This is a genomic window from Vibrio sp. MOR3 (genome assembly GCF_001557775.1).
GTDB classification, from domain to species: domain Bacteria; phylum Pseudomonadota; class Gammaproteobacteria; order Enterobacterales; family Vibrionaceae; genus Vibrio; species Vibrio jasicida.
Map to the genome: position 1 here is coordinate 292,613 of NZ_LNRD01000004.1, position 17,046 is coordinate 309,658.

The 17,046-nt window shown below is 43.1% G+C and carries 18 protein-coding genes; 14 read left to right on the forward strand and 4 right to left on the reverse strand.

The annotated features are described in order from the left end of the window. Nucleotides 1-420: 420 nt before the first annotated feature. From ATB76_RS11075 to ATB76_RS11110, 8 genes are all read left to right on the forward strand, one after another. Entirely contained in the window at nt 421-1,329 is a 909-nt protein-coding gene (locus tag ATB76_RS11075) for an urease accessory protein UreD (RefSeq protein ID WP_045406481.1), read from the forward strand. A gap of 77 nt (nt 1,330-1,406) precedes the next feature. Continuing rightward, nucleotides 1,407-1,709, forward strand: coding sequence for an urease subunit gamma (ureA, locus tag ATB76_RS11080; protein ID WP_009696559.1), 303 nt, complete (start codon nt 1,407-1,409; stop codon nt 1,707-1,709). Nucleotides 1,710-1,719: 10 nt separating this feature from the next. Beyond that, nucleotides 1,720-2,040, forward strand: a complete 321-nt coding sequence (locus ATB76_RS11085) for an urease subunit beta (RefSeq protein WP_061035198.1) — start codon at nt 1,720-1,722, stop codon at nt 2,038-2,040. Nucleotides 2,041-2,051: 11 nt separating this feature from the next. Further along, on the forward strand, nt 2,052-3,755 hold the full coding sequence (gene ureC / locus ATB76_RS11090; RefSeq protein ID WP_061035199.1) for an urease subunit alpha: 1,704 nt from the start codon (nt 2,052-2,054) through the stop codon (nt 3,753-3,755). A gap of 19 nt (nt 3,756-3,774) precedes the next feature. Further along, nucleotides 3,775-4,284, forward strand: a complete 510-nt coding sequence (gene ureE, locus ATB76_RS11095) for an urease accessory protein UreE (protein ID WP_009696562.1) — start codon at nt 3,775-3,777, stop codon at nt 4,282-4,284. Then, nucleotides 4,235-4,981 (forward strand): urease accessory UreF family protein, encoded by a 747-nt coding sequence (locus tag ATB76_RS11100; protein WP_240538037.1) that lies wholly within the window; start codon nt 4,235-4,237, stop codon nt 4,979-4,981. The genes ureE and ATB76_RS11100 overlap by 50 nt, the downstream gene beginning before the upstream one ends. A gap of 30 nt (nt 4,982-5,011) precedes the next feature. Then, the gene (gene ureG, locus ATB76_RS11105) at nt 5,012-5,626 is read left to right on the forward strand and encodes an urease accessory protein UreG (protein ID WP_038869832.1); all 615 of its coding nucleotides are present in this window, start codon (nt 5,012-5,014) and stop codon (nt 5,624-5,626) included. A gap of 198 nt (nt 5,627-5,824) precedes the next feature. Further along, nucleotides 5,825-6,877, forward strand: a complete 1,053-nt coding sequence (locus ATB76_RS11110) for a DMT family transporter (protein ID WP_038869830.1) — start codon at nt 5,825-5,827, stop codon at nt 6,875-6,877. Between the two features lie 113 nt (nt 6,878-6,990). Here the strand turns inward: ATB76_RS11110 and ATB76_RS11115 are convergent, their stop codons facing one another. Then, nucleotides 6,991-7,767, reverse strand: coding sequence for a helix-turn-helix domain-containing protein (locus ATB76_RS11115; RefSeq protein WP_227740549.1), 777 nt, complete (start codon nt 7,765-7,767; stop codon nt 6,991-6,993). A gap of 273 nt (nt 7,768-8,040) precedes the next feature. Between ATB76_RS11115 and ATB76_RS11120 the strand changes: the two genes are divergently transcribed. Genes ATB76_RS11120 through ATB76_RS11130 form a run of 3 tightly spaced genes read left to right on the forward strand, consistent with a single transcriptional unit; the run spans nt 8,041 to nt 10,798 of the window. Then, nucleotides 8,041-8,802: an ABC transporter ATP-binding protein gene (locus ATB76_RS11120; RefSeq protein ID WP_038869828.1), complete on the forward strand. Its 762-nt coding sequence runs from the start codon at nt 8,041-8,043 to the stop codon at nt 8,800-8,802. A gap of 9 nt (nt 8,803-8,811) precedes the next feature. Beyond that, nucleotides 8,812-9,801, forward strand: coding sequence for an ABC transporter substrate-binding protein (locus ATB76_RS11125; protein WP_102778978.1), 990 nt, complete (start codon nt 8,812-8,814; stop codon nt 9,799-9,801). Next, a complete protein-coding gene (locus tag ATB76_RS11130; RefSeq protein ID WP_038869825.1) occupies nt 9,794-10,798 on the forward strand; it encodes an iron ABC transporter permease in 1,005 nt (334 codons plus the stop codon). The genes ATB76_RS11125 and ATB76_RS11130 overlap by 8 nt, the downstream gene beginning before the upstream one ends. 121 nt (nt 10,799-10,919) lie before the next feature. Here the strand turns inward: ATB76_RS11130 and ATB76_RS11135 are convergent, their stop codons facing one another. Beyond that, the gene (locus ATB76_RS11135; protein ID WP_038869823.1) at nt 10,920-11,147 is read right to left on the reverse strand and encodes a PAS factor family protein; all 228 of its coding nucleotides are present in this window, start codon (nt 11,145-11,147) and stop codon (nt 10,920-10,922) included. Nucleotides 11,148-12,313: 1,166 nt separating this feature from the next. Here ATB76_RS11135 and ATB76_RS11145 point away from each other — a divergent pair. Continuing rightward, nucleotides 12,314-12,496 (forward strand): hypothetical protein, encoded by a 183-nt coding sequence (locus tag ATB76_RS11145; RefSeq protein ID WP_061035200.1) that lies wholly within the window; start codon nt 12,314-12,316, stop codon nt 12,494-12,496. Between the two features lie 116 nt (nt 12,497-12,612). Next, entirely contained in the window at nt 12,613-13,878 is a 1,266-nt protein-coding gene (locus ATB76_RS11150) for a Rid family hydrolase (protein ID WP_045422915.1), read from the forward strand. 68 nt (nt 13,879-13,946) lie between these two features. Here the strand turns inward: ATB76_RS11150 and rnk are convergent, their stop codons facing one another. Next, the gene (gene rnk / locus ATB76_RS11155; RefSeq protein WP_038869817.1) at nt 13,947-14,339 is read right to left on the reverse strand and encodes a nucleoside diphosphate kinase regulator; all 393 of its coding nucleotides are present in this window, start codon (nt 14,337-14,339) and stop codon (nt 13,947-13,949) included. A gap of 214 nt (nt 14,340-14,553) precedes the next feature. Then, nucleotides 14,554-15,399, reverse strand: a complete 846-nt coding sequence (locus tag ATB76_RS11160; RefSeq protein WP_038869815.1) for a helix-turn-helix domain-containing protein — start codon at nt 15,397-15,399, stop codon at nt 14,554-14,556. A 776-nt stretch (nt 15,400-16,175) separates the two neighbouring features. On the opposite strand from ATB76_RS11160, the gene ureG (ATB76_RS11165) reads away from it, so the two are divergent. After that, on the forward strand, nt 16,176-16,799 hold the full coding sequence (gene ureG, locus ATB76_RS11165; protein WP_038869813.1) for an urease accessory protein UreG: 624 nt from the start codon (nt 16,176-16,178) through the stop codon (nt 16,797-16,799). Nucleotides 16,800-17,046: the final 247 nt, after the last annotated feature.

Below are 17,046 nucleotides of genomic sequence, written 5' to 3' on the forward strand. Positions count from 1 at the left end.
AGCAATGATAGAAATTGTGAGTAAATTCACTGTTTATATTTTTTATTTAGTAACGCAGAAATAGTTTTAAACATTCCATTAATAATGAAGTGATACTGACATTTATATTGTAATCTTTTGGGCAAAATGTCTAATTTAGACTCCGCTTGATTCCTGTATATTGTGTCCATTCGTTACAGCATCGATATAGAAATCCATGTAATTGTGTAATTTTATTAATAGTGACGCTATGGGTGAAATTAAAGAAGAGAATTATTAAGCCTCTTTTTTTTCACTAGGTGTTATTTATTACTCGTGATTTCTATTCCTATTCAGCGTTATTCGTTGAAGTTTGACCTATTTCACTCGTTACCAGTGAAACAGTAATAAGCATTTTAATCCTAATTTTTTATTTAAAGGTAGGTAGAAAGGTATGTTCATATGACAGATTTCCAAACGACAACGACTGACAAAACCCATACACCTCGTGTTGAACAAGGTTTTGGTCTCAATCGTCAGTGGTTAGCGTCTTTGACATTAAAATTTGGTGTGCATGCTGAAGGTAATTCCAGTATCACGCGATTAAATACCCTACGACACTTTGGTCCCTTGATTGTCCAAAGACCTTTCTATCCTGAGGGCAAAGACGGCTGTTGCCATGTCTACATTCTGCACCCGCCTGGTGGCTTGGTGAGTGGCGACGAGCTGAACTTCAACATTGGTGTACAAAGTGACGCTCACGCTTTAGTGACAACCCCTGCCGCAAACAAGCTGTACAAAGCCGACCGCAACTTGGTGCCGTGGAAACAACACACCAACTTGGATGTTGAGGATAACGCCATTTTAGAGTGGCTTCCTCAAGAGTCGATTGCTTTTGATGGTTCTATTGGTGACCAAACTTGCACGATCAACTTGGGTACAAATGCCAAGTGTCTTGGCTGGGAAATTACCGTTCTTGGGCGACCTGCCAGTGAGCTGCCATTCGAAAGTGGGTGCATCACTCAACAATTTAACCTCTACCAAAATGGCAAACCGCTGTGGCTTGAAAGACAAACGGTCGACCCGACTCATCCGCGTTTTACTGGTAAGTGGGGACAAGGTGGTTCAACGGTTCACGCCAATATGTGGGCGGTGGGTCTAGACGATCCAAAACAAGCCATTTTAGCGCTTCGAGAGCACATGCCAGCATCCGATCGTTGGGCGGTAAGTGAGCGACGTGGTGTGTTGGTCATTCGTTATCTCGGTACCGAAAGAAACGAAGTTTGGGACTTATTCCAACAAGCGAGAGAGGTGTTGCGTCCGATGCTTATTGGCATGGAACCGGTGATACCAAGAATCTGGCTGACTTAATCAAAATCGAATTATAACGCCTTATTAAACACCTAATAACGCGATTTTATATTGAAAATCATGAAACGGAGTAAACGATGGAATTAACACCTAGAGATAAAGACAAATTACTTTTGTTCACTGCAGGTCTGCTTGCTGAAAGACGCAAAGAAAAAGGCATCAAGCTGAACTACCCAGAATCTGTTGCGCTGATCAGCTGCGCAATCATGGAAGGTGCACGTGAAGGGCGCACCGTTGCAGAAATGATGAGTGCAGGTCGTGAAATTTTAACTCGTGCTGATGTTCAGCCTGGCATTGCTGAAATGATTGAAACAGTACAAGTAGAAGCAACTTTCCCTGACGGCACAAAGCTAGTGACTGTGCATAACCCGATTATTTAAGGAGACCACCATGTTTGCAGGTGAATACCAACTAAAAGCGGATGACATTGAGCTGTGTACTGACCGCACAACGATCCCAGTGAAAGTTTCTAATACGGGTGACCGCCCTGTTCAGGTTGGCTCGCACTACCACTTTGCTGAAGCGAACCGCGCTTTATCTTTTGACCGAGAGCTTGCTTACGGTCACCGCCTAGCGATCGCCGCTGGCATGTCAATCCGATTCGAACCAGGTCAATCCCGCGAAGTGGAGCTGATTCCGTTCGCTGGCTTACGTCAAGTTTACGGCTTCCGTGGCGACGTGATGGGCTCACTAGATAACAATTCTAAGTAAAGGTAACAGTAATGAAGATTTCTAGACAAGCGTATGTAGACATGTACGGTCCTACGACGGGCGACAAAGTCCGTCTGGGTGATACAGAGCTATGGATTGAGATTGAAAAAGACCACACGCACTACGGTGAAGAAGTCGTATTTGGTGGCGGTAAAGTAATCCGTGACGGTATGGGTCAGAGCCAGCGTTGTGATGACGCAGTAATGGATACGGTTATTACTAACGTTATCATCATGGATTACTGGGGCATCGTTAAAGCTGACGTTGGCCTTAAGCAAAGTCGTATCGCAGCTATCGGTAAAGCGGGCAACCCAGACGTACAGCCGAATGTTGATATCATCATTGGTCCTGGTACTGAAATTATCGCAGGTGAGAACCAAATTCTAACCGCAGGTGGTATCGATACACACATCCACTTTATCTGTCCGCAACAGATTGATGAAGCGCTGATGAGCGGTGTAACGACCATGATTGGCGGCGGTACGGGTCCTGCAACAGGCAGTCTAGCGACAACCAGCACATCGGGTCCTTGGCACATTGGCAAGATGATGCAAGCGGTCGATGATCTACCAATGAACATTGGTCTACTGGGCAAAGGCAGTGCAAGTACGCCTGAAGCGCTTGAGCTGCAAGTAAAAGCTGGCGCGATGAGCCTGAAGATCCACGAAGACTTTGGTGCGACTGCTGCATGTATTCACAACGCCTTGAATGTTGCAGATCGCTACGATGTTCAGGTTGCGCTTCACTCAGATAGCTTGAACGAATCTGGCTTCCTACAAGATACGCTGGCTGCATTCAAAGATCGTTGTATCCATACCTACCACACTGAAGGTGCGGGTGGTGGTCACGCTCCGGATATCATTGCAGCGTGTGCACTGCCAAATGTACTGCCTTCTTCAACAAACCCAACGCGCCCTTACACCATCAACACCGTTGATGAGCACTTGGATATGTTGATGGAGTGTCACCACCTAGATCCAAACATCCCTGAAGATGTTGCGTTTGCAGACTCTCGTATTCGTCGTGAAAGTATCGCCGCAGAAGACATTCTTCACGATATGGGCGTGATCTCGATGATGTCATCAGACTCACAAGCAATGGGACGTGTGGGTGAAGTGGTATGTCGTACTTGGCAGACGGCAAACAAGATGCGAGTCCAGCGCGGTCTACTTCCTGAAGACCAAGATCTTGGCGCAGATAACTTCCGTGCGAAGCGCTACATCGCGAAATACACCATTAACCCAGCCATCACTCACGGTATCGCACACGAAGTGGGCTCGATTGAAGTAGGTAAATTCGCTGACTTGGTGCTTTGGAAACCAGCATTCTTCGGCGTTAAGCCATCCATCATCTTGAAAGGTGGCATGATCGCAGGCGCTGCGATGGGCGATCCAAACGCGGCGATCTCAACGCCTCAGCCAGTTCACTACCGCAACATGTTTGGCTCACTAGGTCGCGCAGTGTCAGCGACGCGCATGACGTTTGTTAGCCAAGCTGCGATGAACACAGGTCTAGAAGAAAAGCTGGGTCTGAACAGCCCGCTTGTTGCGTGTAAAGACGTTCGTAACAAGACCAAACAAGACATGAAGCACAACGATGTGTGTCCTGAACTGACCGTTGATCCACAAACTTATGAAGTAAGTGCAGACGGCGTTCTATTGACGTGTGAACCAGCAACAGAAGTTCCGTTGGCTCAACGCTACCATTTGTTCTAATTAACAGTAAGGGCTTGCAATGCTTGAACTAACAAAACGATTAGATGCCAATACGGAATGTGAGGTATTCGATAGTCTTATTCTTCCTTATGAGCTGCGTATCCGAGGACGCCTTAAAGGAGTGACGGAAAAGGGACATGATGTCGGTTTGTTTCTCGATCGTGGACCAGTATTACGTGATGGCGACCTGCTAGAAGCGAAAACGGGTGAAGTGATTCGTGTCCATGCTGCGAACGAACCTGTCACGACGGCTTACATCAACGGTACGCTTCCTCTCGCTCGCCTTTGTTATCACCTAGGCAACCGCCACACATTGCTCGCGGTTGGTCAGGATGAAGACGGACGTTGTTGGGTACGAATGACGCCGGACCATGTGCTTGAAGAATTGGCACTGCTGCTTGGCGCAACATTGACGCACCATCAAGCGCCTTTTGACCCAGAATCCGGTGCGTACGCACATGTTGGTCGTGAGCAATCTCATGATCATTCTCATGGTCACCATCACCACGGGCATCAGCATGAACACTAATACTTCTGATCGTGAAGTCGGTGATCTAGCACTACTTGGTTTGATGCAATTTATTAGCCCAGCACTTCCTATTGGTGCGTTTGCTTGGTCGCAAGGGCTAGAAAGCGCTTTTGAGCTTGGTTGGGTGAAAAACGAAGAAGAGCTTGGTGCGTGGCTAGAAGGCGTGCTTGATGACGGTTTAGCGCGTTGCGAATTACCTGTGCTAGCGCGCTTGTATCACTCGTGGGCGAATCGTGATTGCCAAGAAGTGACGTTTTGGAACGATTGGCTGTTAGCGAATCGCGAAACCTCTGAGTTATGTGAAGAAGACATTCGTCTTGGTCAAGCATTAATAGACTTACTGACCAATCTTGAAATGCACCCTCAGCTGCATGTTGAAGGGGCAAAACAGCTTCAAGAACCTGGATACGTGACCATGTTTGCTTGGGTTACGCAGCTTAACCATATTCCTGTTCGGCAGAGCCTGCTTGGCTTTGCATGGGGATGGTTAGAAAACCAATTGGCGGTGGCATGTAAAGCACTACCGCTGGGGCATACTGCAGCGCAGCGTCTGTGCATTCGACTGCAACCTAAGCTTGTTGAAGCGGTCGAATCTGCCCTCAGTTTAGAGGATTGGGAGCTAGGTCCAACGCTTCCTGGCTTAGCGCTAGGAAGTGCAAAACATGAAACGCAATATTCAAGACTATTTCGAAGCTAATTTGCTTTAAAGAACAAAAGGAAAATTAATATGACACAGTGTTTACGTGTTGGTGTAGGCGGTCCTGTTGGTTCTGGTAAAACAGCGCTGCTACGTAAATTGTGTAAAGCACTTAAAGATCATTACAACATCGCGGTTGTAACGAACGATATTTACACCCGTGAAGATGCGGACTTTTTGCTCAAGCATGACGCGCTGCCATCGGATCGTATTCTTGGCGTAGAAACAGGCGGCTGTCCACATACTGCTATCCGTGAAGACGCTTCGATGAACCTAGCGGCGGTGAACGACTTACAATCGCGTCATCCAGACCTTGAGCTAGTGATGATCGAATCTGGTGGTGATAACTTGGCTGCGACATTCAGCCCAGAGCTGTCTGACCTAACGATTTACGTTATTGATGTGTCTGCAGGCGACAAGATCCCACGTAAAGGTGGTCCGGGTATCACTAAGTCAGATCTATTGATCATTAATAAAATCGACATTGCTGAATATGTACACGCGTCTCTCGATATTATGGACCGTGATGCGAAGAAGATGCGTGGCGATCGTCCATTTATTTTCGCGAACTTACATGACGGTGTTGGTTTAGAAGATATTATTCGCTTTATTTTGAAAGAAGGCATGCTGCCTGACCGTAGATAGCATCAATCTTCTTTTAATATAAAAACGATATTTACCCTAGCGTCTCCCTACGAAAATTATTTAACTCTGTATTAATTAAGCCATACCAGTCATTGAGTACTGGTATGGCTTATTAATGCATATTTTTATTTTGCTAAATAACAATGTGCGTTAATTAAAAAATCCAATATTACTTTTATTTACATTCTGGGGCTATTTATGTCTGAAGTTAGAACCGCGTCCACATCTGGACCAGAAAATAAAATGAGCAAACCACTTGCTTATATGTTTATTATGATTGGTATTATTGCGTTAGCATTTTCTGCCATCATGGTAAAAGAGGCCAACTTTGAACCAGCAACCAACGCGTTTTTACGTTGTTTAGTAGGTTTCTTAGTTTTAATTCCTTTTGCTGTCTCTGAAATTAAAAAGAAAGGCTTAATTAACAAATCAGGTTTTGCACTCGCTATCGTCGCTGGTATTTTCCTTGGTCTTGATATGACCTCTTGGAACTTTGCGATCTTCTTTATTGGTGCGGGCATCTCATCTATCTTGCTTAACCTACAGATCATCATCATGCCATTGCTTGCCATGACGTTTGATAAGTTTAAGCCGGAGAAAAGCTTCTGGTTCCTAGTACCGATTATGTTGTTCGGTATTGTTCTAGCGGGTGGTGTTCTAGAAGGCGGTCCATCCGAAGGTCCAAGCACCATGTGGGGCTATCCAATTGCGCTAGTGGGTACGATTCTGGGTATTAAATCGGGTATTTGTTACGCGCTATACCTCTACACTAGCCGTAAGTCGGGCACACTGAACGCAGGTCGCTACTTCCAGCCACTGATGTGGGTATTCCTTGCTCAGCTTATCCCTGCTGCGATTGTTATGGCGACGACGCACGGTTTCAACATTACCACGGGTGTTCTTGTCGACGGCAAACTGCCACTATCAGCGGCTGATGGTTCGATTGCGGGTGATGCGATTAATATGAGCAACTGGATCTGGATTGTGATCTTAGGTGTTGTTGGTCATGCGGTTGCTTGGGTATTTGTACAAATTGGTTCGGTAAACTTGGACCCAACCGTTGTTGCAGGTCTATTGCTATTAAGCCCAATTACTACCGTTCTTGTTGCACCATTTACAAGCGGTGAGTCGGTGACGCTATTGCAGTCAATCGGTGTGGTGATTGTACTCGTTGCGGTGGCATATCAGAATGGTCTGCATACTGCCGTGCTAAACAAGTTCAAAGGCGAGCCAGCGAAAGTGGAAGGCTAAGCTTCAGTTCTTATAAACATAATAGAAAGCCCAATATTAACGCCAATATTGGGCTTTTTTAGGTTTTGTGGATTATGAGCTTCGATTGTGTTTGTTTGGCTATGAGGGAGTGATTAGTACTTGAGTGTCAGCAGTGATGAACCGTTGTTTTCTCTAGAATATTGTCTGAACTTTGAGGGCGTAAGATTGTACTTTCGTTTGAATGCATCACAGAAATAAGCCGAGCTACCAAAGCCGCAACGATGGCTGATCTCACTGACATTGTAGGAAGTGAACGTCAGCATATTGAGTGCAATGCCCATTCTTACGTCTAACAGCAATTGGCTGAAAGAGACGTCTTCTTTATTCAAGTGTCTTCTTAGCGTGGAAGAGGAGATGAACAGCTTGCTGGCGACTTCCTCAATTTGCCACTTATGAGTCGGATCTTGGCTTATCATCCGAGTGATGACTTCTCGCTTTGATTGGTAATGATCGGATTTGAACATTCGAACAATATCCATTTCATAGTAACTCATTGTTAAGAATATAAAAAACAGAGTCTCCTCAACCAGTAACGTCTTTAAAACGTGGTTACTTAAGGTGTCATGCCCCTCTTTTAATATTTTGAATCTGTCCTTTATCTCGAAGTTGTCACTGATAGTGTAAGAGATCTTATTGGCACCAAATGCCCGCTGTGGAACTTTAGCAATCAGAGAGTCGATCGTATGGTTTGATACAGTCAGTATTTGAACCTCAATGCACTGTGTCGGGCTCTCGCTGCGTAAGTCACACCAAACTCGGCTGTATTGAGGAATCATCAAGATAGTTGGGGAGGTAATGGCGATCTTACTGTCATTGATGGACACAAGTCCTTTGGCTTCAGAGAGATATATTATGTAATGATGTTCCACATAAAACTCTCTGAGCGTTATCGTTTTACAGTCAATTACTTTTCTATACTTCATATCTATTATCACGATTGAAAATTTAGCTATTTGATATAGTAGTTTTTCAATTAACTTTGCTATTCGTTTCACATGAATAAAGGATAGGGCTCTATTTCTAAGTAAAATGAATATATTTCTAAATCATAATTAAAAACATATTTTTTATTTTCTGTTTTTATTGACTAAGGTTTTTTTTATTTGATAATGGCTAAATATTAACTAGCAAGGCTTATTAATGTGAAAGAAGTGTTAACCATTAAGGGATTGTCACTGGGCATTAAAACGGAGTTAGTTAGGGATATTAGCTTTAGTCTAAAAGAGAAAGAGTTCTTAGCGGTTGTTGGTCCTAATGGGTGCGGAAAATCGACCTTTATTCGTACCATTATGGGAACGGTGAATATATTCTCTGGTGAATTGATTTTTCTGGGAAAACCACTTTCGAGTTATAACCATAAAATGCGTTCAAGATATATTGCATTTATGGGGCAGAATAATACCGTCGACCCACAAATGAGAGTGCTTGATTATATTTCTCTGGGGCGATTTCCTCATTTTCACTATTCCACACGCCAATACGACAACGAATGCATTACCCGTGTGATCGCTGAGCTTGGACTGGAGACGTTAAGAGAGCAAAAAGTTGGGCAGCTTTCTGGTGGAGAGTTTCAGCGCGTCAACTTAGCGCGAGTGTTGGTGCAAGAGCCCAAGTTGCTGCTTTTAGATGAGCCGACGAATCACTTAGACCCTAAAGCGAGAATAGAGCTCCTCAAAATCGTTAAGGATAAGCAGATTACAACGATTGCCGTGTTACATGATTTAAACCTTGCCGAATACTTTGCCGACCAAGTGATGATCATTAATCGAGGCAAAATGCAGGTGTGCGATACGGTCGAAAACACGCTCAACGCTCACTGGATAAAAGATACTTTTGATTTGAATACCCTTCATTTCTTACATCCTACAACAGGAAAAGCGATCCGTTTTTTTGAAATAGATTAAGGAGTTACCGTGAAAAAAATATGCTTGATGCCGTTGTTTTTATCTGTCTCTGTTTACGCAAACACCAATGCACCGACGGAACCACATTACCCAGTCAGTGTTGAAAGCTGCGGGGACGTGTTGACGTTTGAACAAGCACCAAAACGCGCGGTATTCCAAGACCTCAATATGACGGAAATGGCGTTCGCATTGGGGCTACAACCTAACATGGTGGCGGTAAATGGTATTACAGGTTGGTATCAAGTATCCGATCAGTTCAAGGCAGACTTAGGTGATATTCCCGAAATCTCTGGGCGTTACTTAACGCTAGAACCTTTACTAGAAAAGAATCCAGACTTCCTGTTTGCTGGTTGGAACTACGGTCTTAAATTTGGCTCGGATCTGACGCCACAAAACTTGGCGCACTTTGCTGTAAAGACGCTGGTCCTCAGCGAAAGCTGCGCTCACATCACTAAGAAGAAACAAGAAGCTTCTATGGAACTGCTTTACGGCGATGTCCTTAAGCTGGGCAAAGTCTTTGATAAGAGTGATAAAGCACAGAGCTTAGTCGAGGGCTGGAAGAAAGACCTCAAAGACATAGAGTCAAAGGTAGCCGCTTATCCAACCAAGAAAGTGTTCCTCTACGATTCAGGCATTGATCAGCCCTTTACCAGTGGGCGCTTTGCCATGCCTCATGCGCTGATCAAAGCGGCTGGTGGCGTCAACGTGATGGGCAACGAAAACTTTAGTTGGGGCACCGCGCCATGGGAAAAAGTCGCCATTCATAATCCCGATATGATTATTTTGGTGGATTATGGCAGCTCAGATGATGCAGCGATCAACAGCTCGATAAAAGCTCTGAGTGATAACCCTCTAATGCGCCAAACGAATGCGGTGAAAAATGGTCAATTTTTGCGGTTGAAGTACAGTGAGCTGACGCCAGGTCCCAACAATGTGGTTGCTATCAAGAAGATTGCAGCCAAGCTCCATCCCGAGGCTGGTATCGTGATTAATGAGTAATTCGAATGTAAAGTTTTGGCTTGCTATCGTGGCAAGCCTGATGTTGCTATCGGTCATACTGTTCCTTTCGCTCTCTTACGGAACAATAAACATACCCTTTTCCTCGGTTTATCAGTTTTTTACCTTTGACCACGCCTCGCTACCTGCAATGACCAACGTTATTTTGAGTGAGATTCGAATTCCTAGATTTCTGCTTGCGATTTTAGTTGGTGCTGGGCTTGCTATGGTGGGGGCGCTATTGCAGACCGTGACTAAGAACGACTTGGCTGATCCATTCTTGTTCGGGTTATCTGCAGGTGCATCGGCTGGCGTTGTTGCGGTTATTAGCCATTTCGATTTGGCGTTAGGTCAATGGTCTTTACCTGTGGCAGCATTTGCTGGGGCAACCTTATCGGCGGCTTCGGTCATCCTAGTGTTCTTTCTGCAAAAGTCTCAAGGAGTTGAGCGCCTGATTTTATCTGGATTGGCGGTTTCGTTCCTGTTCAGTGCCATTACTGGATATTTGATTTATACCGGCGATCAACGTTCGGCGAGTAATATTCTCTTTTGGTCGATGGGAGGCTTAGGGCTGGCAAAATGGGAAAATCTGCCGTTTGCCTCTGTTGGGGTTATTTTGCTCGCACTGTTTACCATGTTGCGCTGGCGTTCGCTTGATGCCATGTTGGTGGATGAGGACACCAGTAACTCACTGGGTGTAAGCGTAAAATTCCTCCGCGTGACCGTGTTTATCTTATCGGCACTCTCTACAGCGATCTTTGTCTCTTTAAGCGGCGTGATTGGCTTTGTTGGACTCATCGTGCCGCATCTTGCGAAACCATTTTCCGGACCAAGTCATCGTTATCTATTGCCTTTATGTGCTTTTATTGGCGCGATGCTGCTCTCAGCCAGTGACTTAATGAGCCGAGTGCTGATCCCCGGTCAGGAGTTACCCATAGGTCTGATGACTTCAGCAATTGGATCTATGTTTATTCTGTTTTTCGTACTTAGAAAGAAATAAGGCGAGATAGAATCCCAAGGTCATGGAGATAACTCTGCTATATAAGTCGGCCTCACCGTTTAAAGTGGTGAGGCCGACTTTTTTGGTTAAGGGCGTGAGAAAGCTTATTCCTCGTTATCGATTATTTGTTGCTTAGGATGATTCTTTCCGCATCGCCTACCGCTCTGGTTAAGCTTTGGTTGCTGGACAGTTGACCGGAACTTACTGGACCAAGAACATGGGTATATAGTGCTAACTGCTTCTCGAATGGCAGTTTTAGAGTGTTGTAAAGCTCCTGCCTAATTTGAACATGAGACTCTTGTGGGGCTGAAGATAAGCGTAGTAGGGTTTCATGAATAACAGTTTTCATCTGTTGTTTGTCCTTTTGTTTTCTACGTTGTTAGGGCTTAAATAAAGTAGCACCACCGAGCATGTGCATACTCGGTGGTGGTCGTGTTCATCAGTATTGGTTTGGGCGAGATTGCTCGCTTTATCCAAGTTTTAGTGAGTGCTTCAAAGTGAAAGCACTTCTTTTGTTATTTTCTAGCTCAAGAGCTTATTAATTCGGTTGATCACCGTTAGGTTCTGGTGCTGTCTGTCTTTTCTAATTTCGTTAACTAAGGTTTTCCTTAGCCTCGCTTTAGTGACTTCTAATGGAGGGACGTTCAGTGACCCCTTCACTCTGCATGAGATAGTGTCGGGGCAATATATCTCACCTTTGGCTGTATTTCTTAGTAGCCAACGAAAGCAATTTGGACATAACTTATCTGTTTTCTCGTACATATTTTTTTTGGCTTACTATCCGTTAAATAGATAAAAAATTAACACCATTCGAATATAAGCGGATGTTATACCCATCACTGGCGATAGACTTAAACTGACAAATAAAAACGTTATCGAAATTAAACTTGTATTTATTTGAATTTTCACAGTTGTAGAAGAGTAAGCTTGAGTCTAATTCGACAAAGACGTTGTCTTCTGAATCGCAAGAAAAGGAGGTGACATCATCAATAGAATTGAGAAAACTTAATATCTTGTTCCAGTATGTGGCATTGAAGGGCTTTAACCTAATCTCAAAGTCCTCAATCGATGAATAGTCAATCCTTTCTAAGTTCATTTTCTACCTCAAAAAAAGCCCTAACCAAAATTGGATAGGGCTAAGTTGTGCAAGAGCGGAATAAAGTTATTTGTGAGTAGGTTACTCAATTCATATGAGCGAGTGGACTCTATCAAATAGGAGTTTATATCGACAAGTGGGTGTGAAATATTTCTTATTATTTCAAAACATTATGACTTAATTGTTTAATTTATAAAATCAAATGCAAGCCTTTTTCTGTTCTTCTTGGTTTCATTTTATTAATGATATTAGAGATGAAATTTTGAGTAGGAAAAGCTGCATCAAGGCAATGGGAAACTTGAAATGTAAAGCGTGTAAAAATTAAACATAATGCGCGCATGTTGTAATGAATTGCGTCTAAATAATCAGCATAATCTTATAGTTTTACTTACGATGTGATTGTTTGTGAAAGGAGAGGTATGAAAATATTTAAAGGCATATTAATTGATTTAGTCATCCTTGTTGGGGTCCTATCCGGAATGATTACTTTCTCTTTAAATAAAATCGATATATTAGGAACGATTCTGATTATCACCGCTTCTTTGTTGATCTTAGCTCTATTTATCTATGGTTTAAAAGATGGATATAACAGAAGCGGTTAACTCTATTATTATTCTATATTAAATTGCAATGAAATATAGCTGATAGCTCTCCTTTCTAGCCTCAATGATGTTCACGTAAGTTAAATACTTTTATCATTAATTAAAGGTAACATTAAATGACTGGCACCATTATTAAATGCTCTAGAAACACAGAAACTGCACCACTTAACAGCCATTCAACGCAAAGTGTTGCGTTTTCTCACTACAACAATATCTCCGCTCAACTTCCGATTGATCCTCAAACCAACCAGCTTGTTGACGGTGGTATTCAGGAGCAAGCCAAACAATGTCTTTTGAACATTAAAAGAATTGTAGAGAGCATTGATCATGTAATGGATGATGTCGTTAAGATAAATGTCTACTTGACCAACATTCATGACGTTGAAGAAGTAAACAAGGTGTATGCGACTTTCTTTACTAACCTTCTACCAACACGCACAGTGCTGGCGATTGAGGCGGTGCCTTTTGAAGGAGCGTTACTACAAATGGATGCGCTTATTTCTAATGGAGAGGGGACAACACCCCAAAAGCCATGTGACTTGATCAAGGTGTCGCGTGATACTGATCTAGCACCGACCAATCCGATTTCTACACAAACGGTCGCATTCTCGCACTACAACAACATCTCCGCACAGTTGCCGGTAGATGCAGCGACAGGAGACTTGGTCGAAGGTGACGTAAAAGAACAAACTCATCAATGTCTGCAAAACATCAAGAACATTCTAGAGAGCATTGATGTTCCGCTAGATGACATCGTAAAAACGACCGTTTACCTGCAAGATCTAGCAGATATTGAATCAGTGAACGAAGTGTACCGTACTTTCTTCCCAGATTCGGCGATCGCAAGAGCCGTGGCTTACATGCCTGCTCGCTCGGTTATTCAAGCTTCAGCGCTGCCAATGGGCGCTGCAGTACAAATTGATGCCGTGATTTCTCATGGTGATGGCACGCCGCCTCAAGAAGTTGAAGATCGCCATGGCATTGTGATTAAGGCAAACAACACGCTGAATGCACCTCTTGATGCGCTTGCAACGCAAACTGTGGCGTTTTCTCACTATAACCACATTTCTGCGCAACTACCGATGGATGCTCTGAGTTATGAACTGGTTCAAGGTGGGGCTAAAGAGCAAGCTGAGCAATGTTTGAAAAACATTAAAGCGATCGTTGAGAGCATCGGTCACGTGATGAATGACGCGGTTAAGGTCAATATTCAAGTGACTGACATCGCTGATATTGATGCAATCAACGAGGTGTACGCCACTTTCTTTGATGGCGATTTGCCAGCAAGAACCGTGATTGCTGTGTCTAACATCGCGCTAGGTGCCAAAGTTCAAATGGATTGTGTGCTTTCTAATGCGGAAGGCACAAAACCACAAGTGTAATCAAACACAAAGCCATCACTCTGGTAAGGAGTGATGGCTAATGATTGAAATTACTCGTTGGATTATCTCTACTCTATATTTCTTTCTGGTTGAAAAACGACATCCAAGATCTCAATGGTTTTCTTGTTGCCATTTGGCAGTATCCAATCGATGCGTTGACCGACAGACAGCCCGATAAGTGCCATGCCAATCGGCGCGAGTATGGAGATGTGAGAGTTATCTTTCACTTGGTTTGGGTAAACGAGCTCTTTCTGAATATGCTCTTCCTCACCAAGGAATTTGAACGTCACCTTAGAGTTCATCGTGACAATATTGTTGTCGATCTCGTGTGCATCGACAATCAATGCGCGGTCAATTTCATCTTCTAATTTAAGCAGCTCGTCGGTGAAATTCGGAATGTTATCCAGTAATCGACAGATGTTGTTGTAGTCATCAGATGTAACGGTGATCGAATTAGACATAATATTTCCCTAAATCTAATTTTTATGACCCAGCCTTTGAGATGGCTTGGGTATATCGTGAAGTTTTCTAGTGCATAAAGCGAAACACCATACTCCTGAAGGACGAGAGAAAACGTTACCTGGACGCAATGATTGGTGATTTAAATGAAAAGCAAAATAGAGTGAGCAGAAAGCGCAAGGCTTTACGCTCGATCCGTCATCCACTAGAGCGTTGTTAGCTCACATCGTCACTTCTTGTGGAGACAAGTGACGCATCACTGGTCTTCTTAGACTGAGCTCGGAACTGTGATGGCGTTAAGTGATATTTTCTCTTGAAGGCATCACAAAAATAAGCGGCGCTACCAAATCCACAGCGGTTGCTGATCTGTGAAACGTTGTAGGAAGTGAACGTTAGCATGTTCAATGCAAGCCCCATTCTTACATCTACCAATAGCTGGCTAAACGACAGGTTCTCTTTCTGCAAATGCCTTCTTAATGTTGAGGTAGAGGTAAACAGCTGCTTGGCGACATCTTGAATTTGCCACTTTCTTTGTGGTTCCTTTGTGATCATTCGTGCGATGACTTCACGTTTGCTTTCTTCGTAATTGAACTGAAAGACATTGAAAACATCGATACCAGATTCGCAAAGAGAGAGCAGTATAAAATATAGCGTTTGTTCTAAAAGCATGATTTTCAAAGCATCTCTACTTAATGAGTCATACACTTCTTTGAGTAGTTGAAAGTTATTGTCCACATCCACTGGTGTTGGGAGTTGATGAGCTACGGTATTTTTGATGAACCTACGCTTTTGAGGAAGTTGAAGTAGCAAGCCTTCTAACATGTCATCGGTCACGATTAACAATTGAATCTGTAATGGTGAGAACGACGATTTCTGAGTCAAATTACACGACAAACAGGTAAATTGAGGGATGATTAAGGTTGACGGGCCATCGATGGTGATTTGTTGTTCATTGATGTAAACGGTGCCTTTTGCGAAGGCGATGTTGACAATGTAGTGATACTCTACGTAAAACTCCTCAAGCTTCACTGGTTTGAACATTTCAATATATCTATATTCCACTATTGCTTATCTCATAATTGGGCTTACTACAGGCAGTAAGTTGGGCTAAAAGAAAAGCATCCATGCGACAGTACAACGCACAGTATAACGCTACTCCTTTGTTCTTTTCATAAATTCATCAAAGAAAGTGTCTTATCTCAGTAATTTGAGCTCAAATCTAAATAGGCGCTATTGATTTTTTATTTAACTTATTGAAAGTAATGAATAATGTTTTTGTTGTTATCAATCATGAAAATTAAGATTACGAGTCAGATAGCTGAATTGAGGATCAATAGCACACCTAGTAATAGTGTTCTTTATGCAGAGATGGTGCTTGAAGTATTTTGAACATCTTAGGATGTAGATATGAAGTCACAATGTTCAGATAATTTAGCCTGAATTCTAATTCTAAATTTTATGGGCTGATATCGGAATGGAATGGTGAGGCTTTTATTGTATATTTTGCTTCGAGAGTGGTTAGGAGACATAACCTACCAGTCGAATCATGTAGACATTGTTGATGATAAAAATTGCAAACCTTCGTTATCAATATTTACGGGTTAGTTAGTCAAAAACTTCGCCAATGAGTTTGCCTAATCACTCTCAAACCATTCACAACTCAGTGCCTTATTTAATACTCCAATACTCACTAAAAAAACATCATCTGTTCCTTGATGACTGCCATTCAAAATCATCCTCTTAATTGGTGACTTTCAATAACGTTCGGCTTTTTCATTATTAGCCATTAAATAATTACACATCGAATTTTAACTCCATCCATAATTTGGACAACTCTTATGCAAGAAAACTACAAACAACCTTTGCGAATTGGCGTTGGTGGACCTGTTGGGTCTGGTAAAACGGCATTGCTAGAGGTTCTGTGCAAAACTCTCCGAGATCTTTATCAGATCGCTGTCGTCACTAACGATATCTATACGCAAGAAGATGCAAAGATACTCACTCAGGCAGAAGCCTTAGATGCAGAGCGTATTATTGGGGTCGAGACTGGTGGTTGCCCGCATACCGCGATTAGAGAAGACGCCTCGATGAACCTCGCTGCAGTGGAGGAACTCTCTATGCGGCACAAAAACCTAGACGTGGTATTTATCGAAAGTGGTGGTGACAATCTCAGTGCCACGTTTAGCCCTGAACTGGCTGACTTGATGATCTATGTGATTGATGTATCGGAAGGGGAGAAAATTCCACGCAAAGGCGGACCTGGCATTACACGCTCTGATTTGCTTGTTATCAACAAAATAGACCTTGCGCCTTATGTTGGAGCATCATTAGAGGTCATGGAAGCGGATACCGCTCGAATGCGTCCAGAAAAACCTTATGTGTTTACCAACCTAAAAGAAGGTAAGGGGCTGCAGGAAATCATAGACTTCATTGTCGATAAAGGTATGCTTGAAAAGAGATAGCATCGAAGTACGCCAAAGAAACTGCTGCGTATCATGATGCATGAAAAATTATGTTTATTCGCAGTCGTTTCTATGCCTAATACTCACAATAAGTCGATACTGAAAAAAAGCAGCTTTAAATGATTAAAGCTGCAAAGAATCAATAGCAGGAAAAGTAGATGATTACATCTACGGAAACAAAGTGAAACCAAACAATTGTGTAGTAACGTTTGATGAAAGCTATAGTATATGACTCACGTTCTGTTTC

What these genes read in the sequence shown, in the direction of transcription:
- ATB76_RS11075 (WP_045406481.1), top strand. Translation starts at nt 421, where the DNA reads ATGACAGATTTCCAAACGACAACGACTGACAAAACCCATACACCTCGT.
- ATB76_RS11110 (WP_038869830.1), top strand. Translation starts at nt 5,825, where the DNA reads ATGTCTGAAGTTAGAACCGCGTCCACATCTGGACCAGAAAATAAAATG.
- rnk (WP_038869817.1), bottom strand. Translation starts at nt 14,339, where the DNA reads ATGTCTAATTCGATCACCGTTACATCTGATGACTACAACAACATCTGT.
- ATB76_RS11150 (WP_045422915.1), top strand. Translation starts at nt 12,613, where the DNA reads ATGACTGGCACCATTATTAAATGCTCTAGAAACACAGAAACTGCACCA.
- ureA (WP_009696559.1), top strand. Translation starts at nt 1,407, where the DNA reads ATGGAATTAACACCTAGAGATAAAGACAAATTACTTTTGTTCACTGCA.
- ATB76_RS11135 (WP_038869823.1), bottom strand. Translation starts at nt 11,147, where the DNA reads ATGAAAACTGTTATTCATGAAACCCTACTACGCTTATCTTCAGCCCCA.
- ATB76_RS11085 (WP_061035198.1), top strand. Translation starts at nt 1,720, where the DNA reads ATGTTTGCAGGTGAATACCAACTAAAAGCGGATGACATTGAGCTGTGT.
- ureE (WP_009696562.1), top strand. Translation starts at nt 3,775, where the DNA reads ATGCTTGAACTAACAAAACGATTAGATGCCAATACGGAATGTGAGGTA.
- ureG (WP_038869813.1), top strand. Translation starts at nt 16,176, where the DNA reads ATGCAAGAAAACTACAAACAACCTTTGCGAATTGGCGTTGGTGGACCT.
- ATB76_RS11100 (WP_240538037.1), top strand. Translation starts at nt 4,235, where the DNA reads ATGATCATTCTCATGGTCACCATCACCACGGGCATCAGCATGAACACT.
- ATB76_RS11145 (WP_061035200.1), top strand. Translation starts at nt 12,314, where the DNA reads ATGAAAATATTTAAAGGCATATTAATTGATTTAGTCATCCTTGTTGGG.
- ATB76_RS11130 (WP_038869825.1), top strand. Translation starts at nt 9,794, where the DNA reads ATGAGTAATTCGAATGTAAAGTTTTGGCTTGCTATCGTGGCAAGCCTG.
- ureG (WP_038869832.1), top strand. Translation starts at nt 5,012, where the DNA reads ATGACACAGTGTTTACGTGTTGGTGTAGGCGGTCCTGTTGGTTCTGGT.
- ureC (WP_061035199.1), top strand. Translation starts at nt 2,052, where the DNA reads ATGAAGATTTCTAGACAAGCGTATGTAGACATGTACGGTCCTACGACG.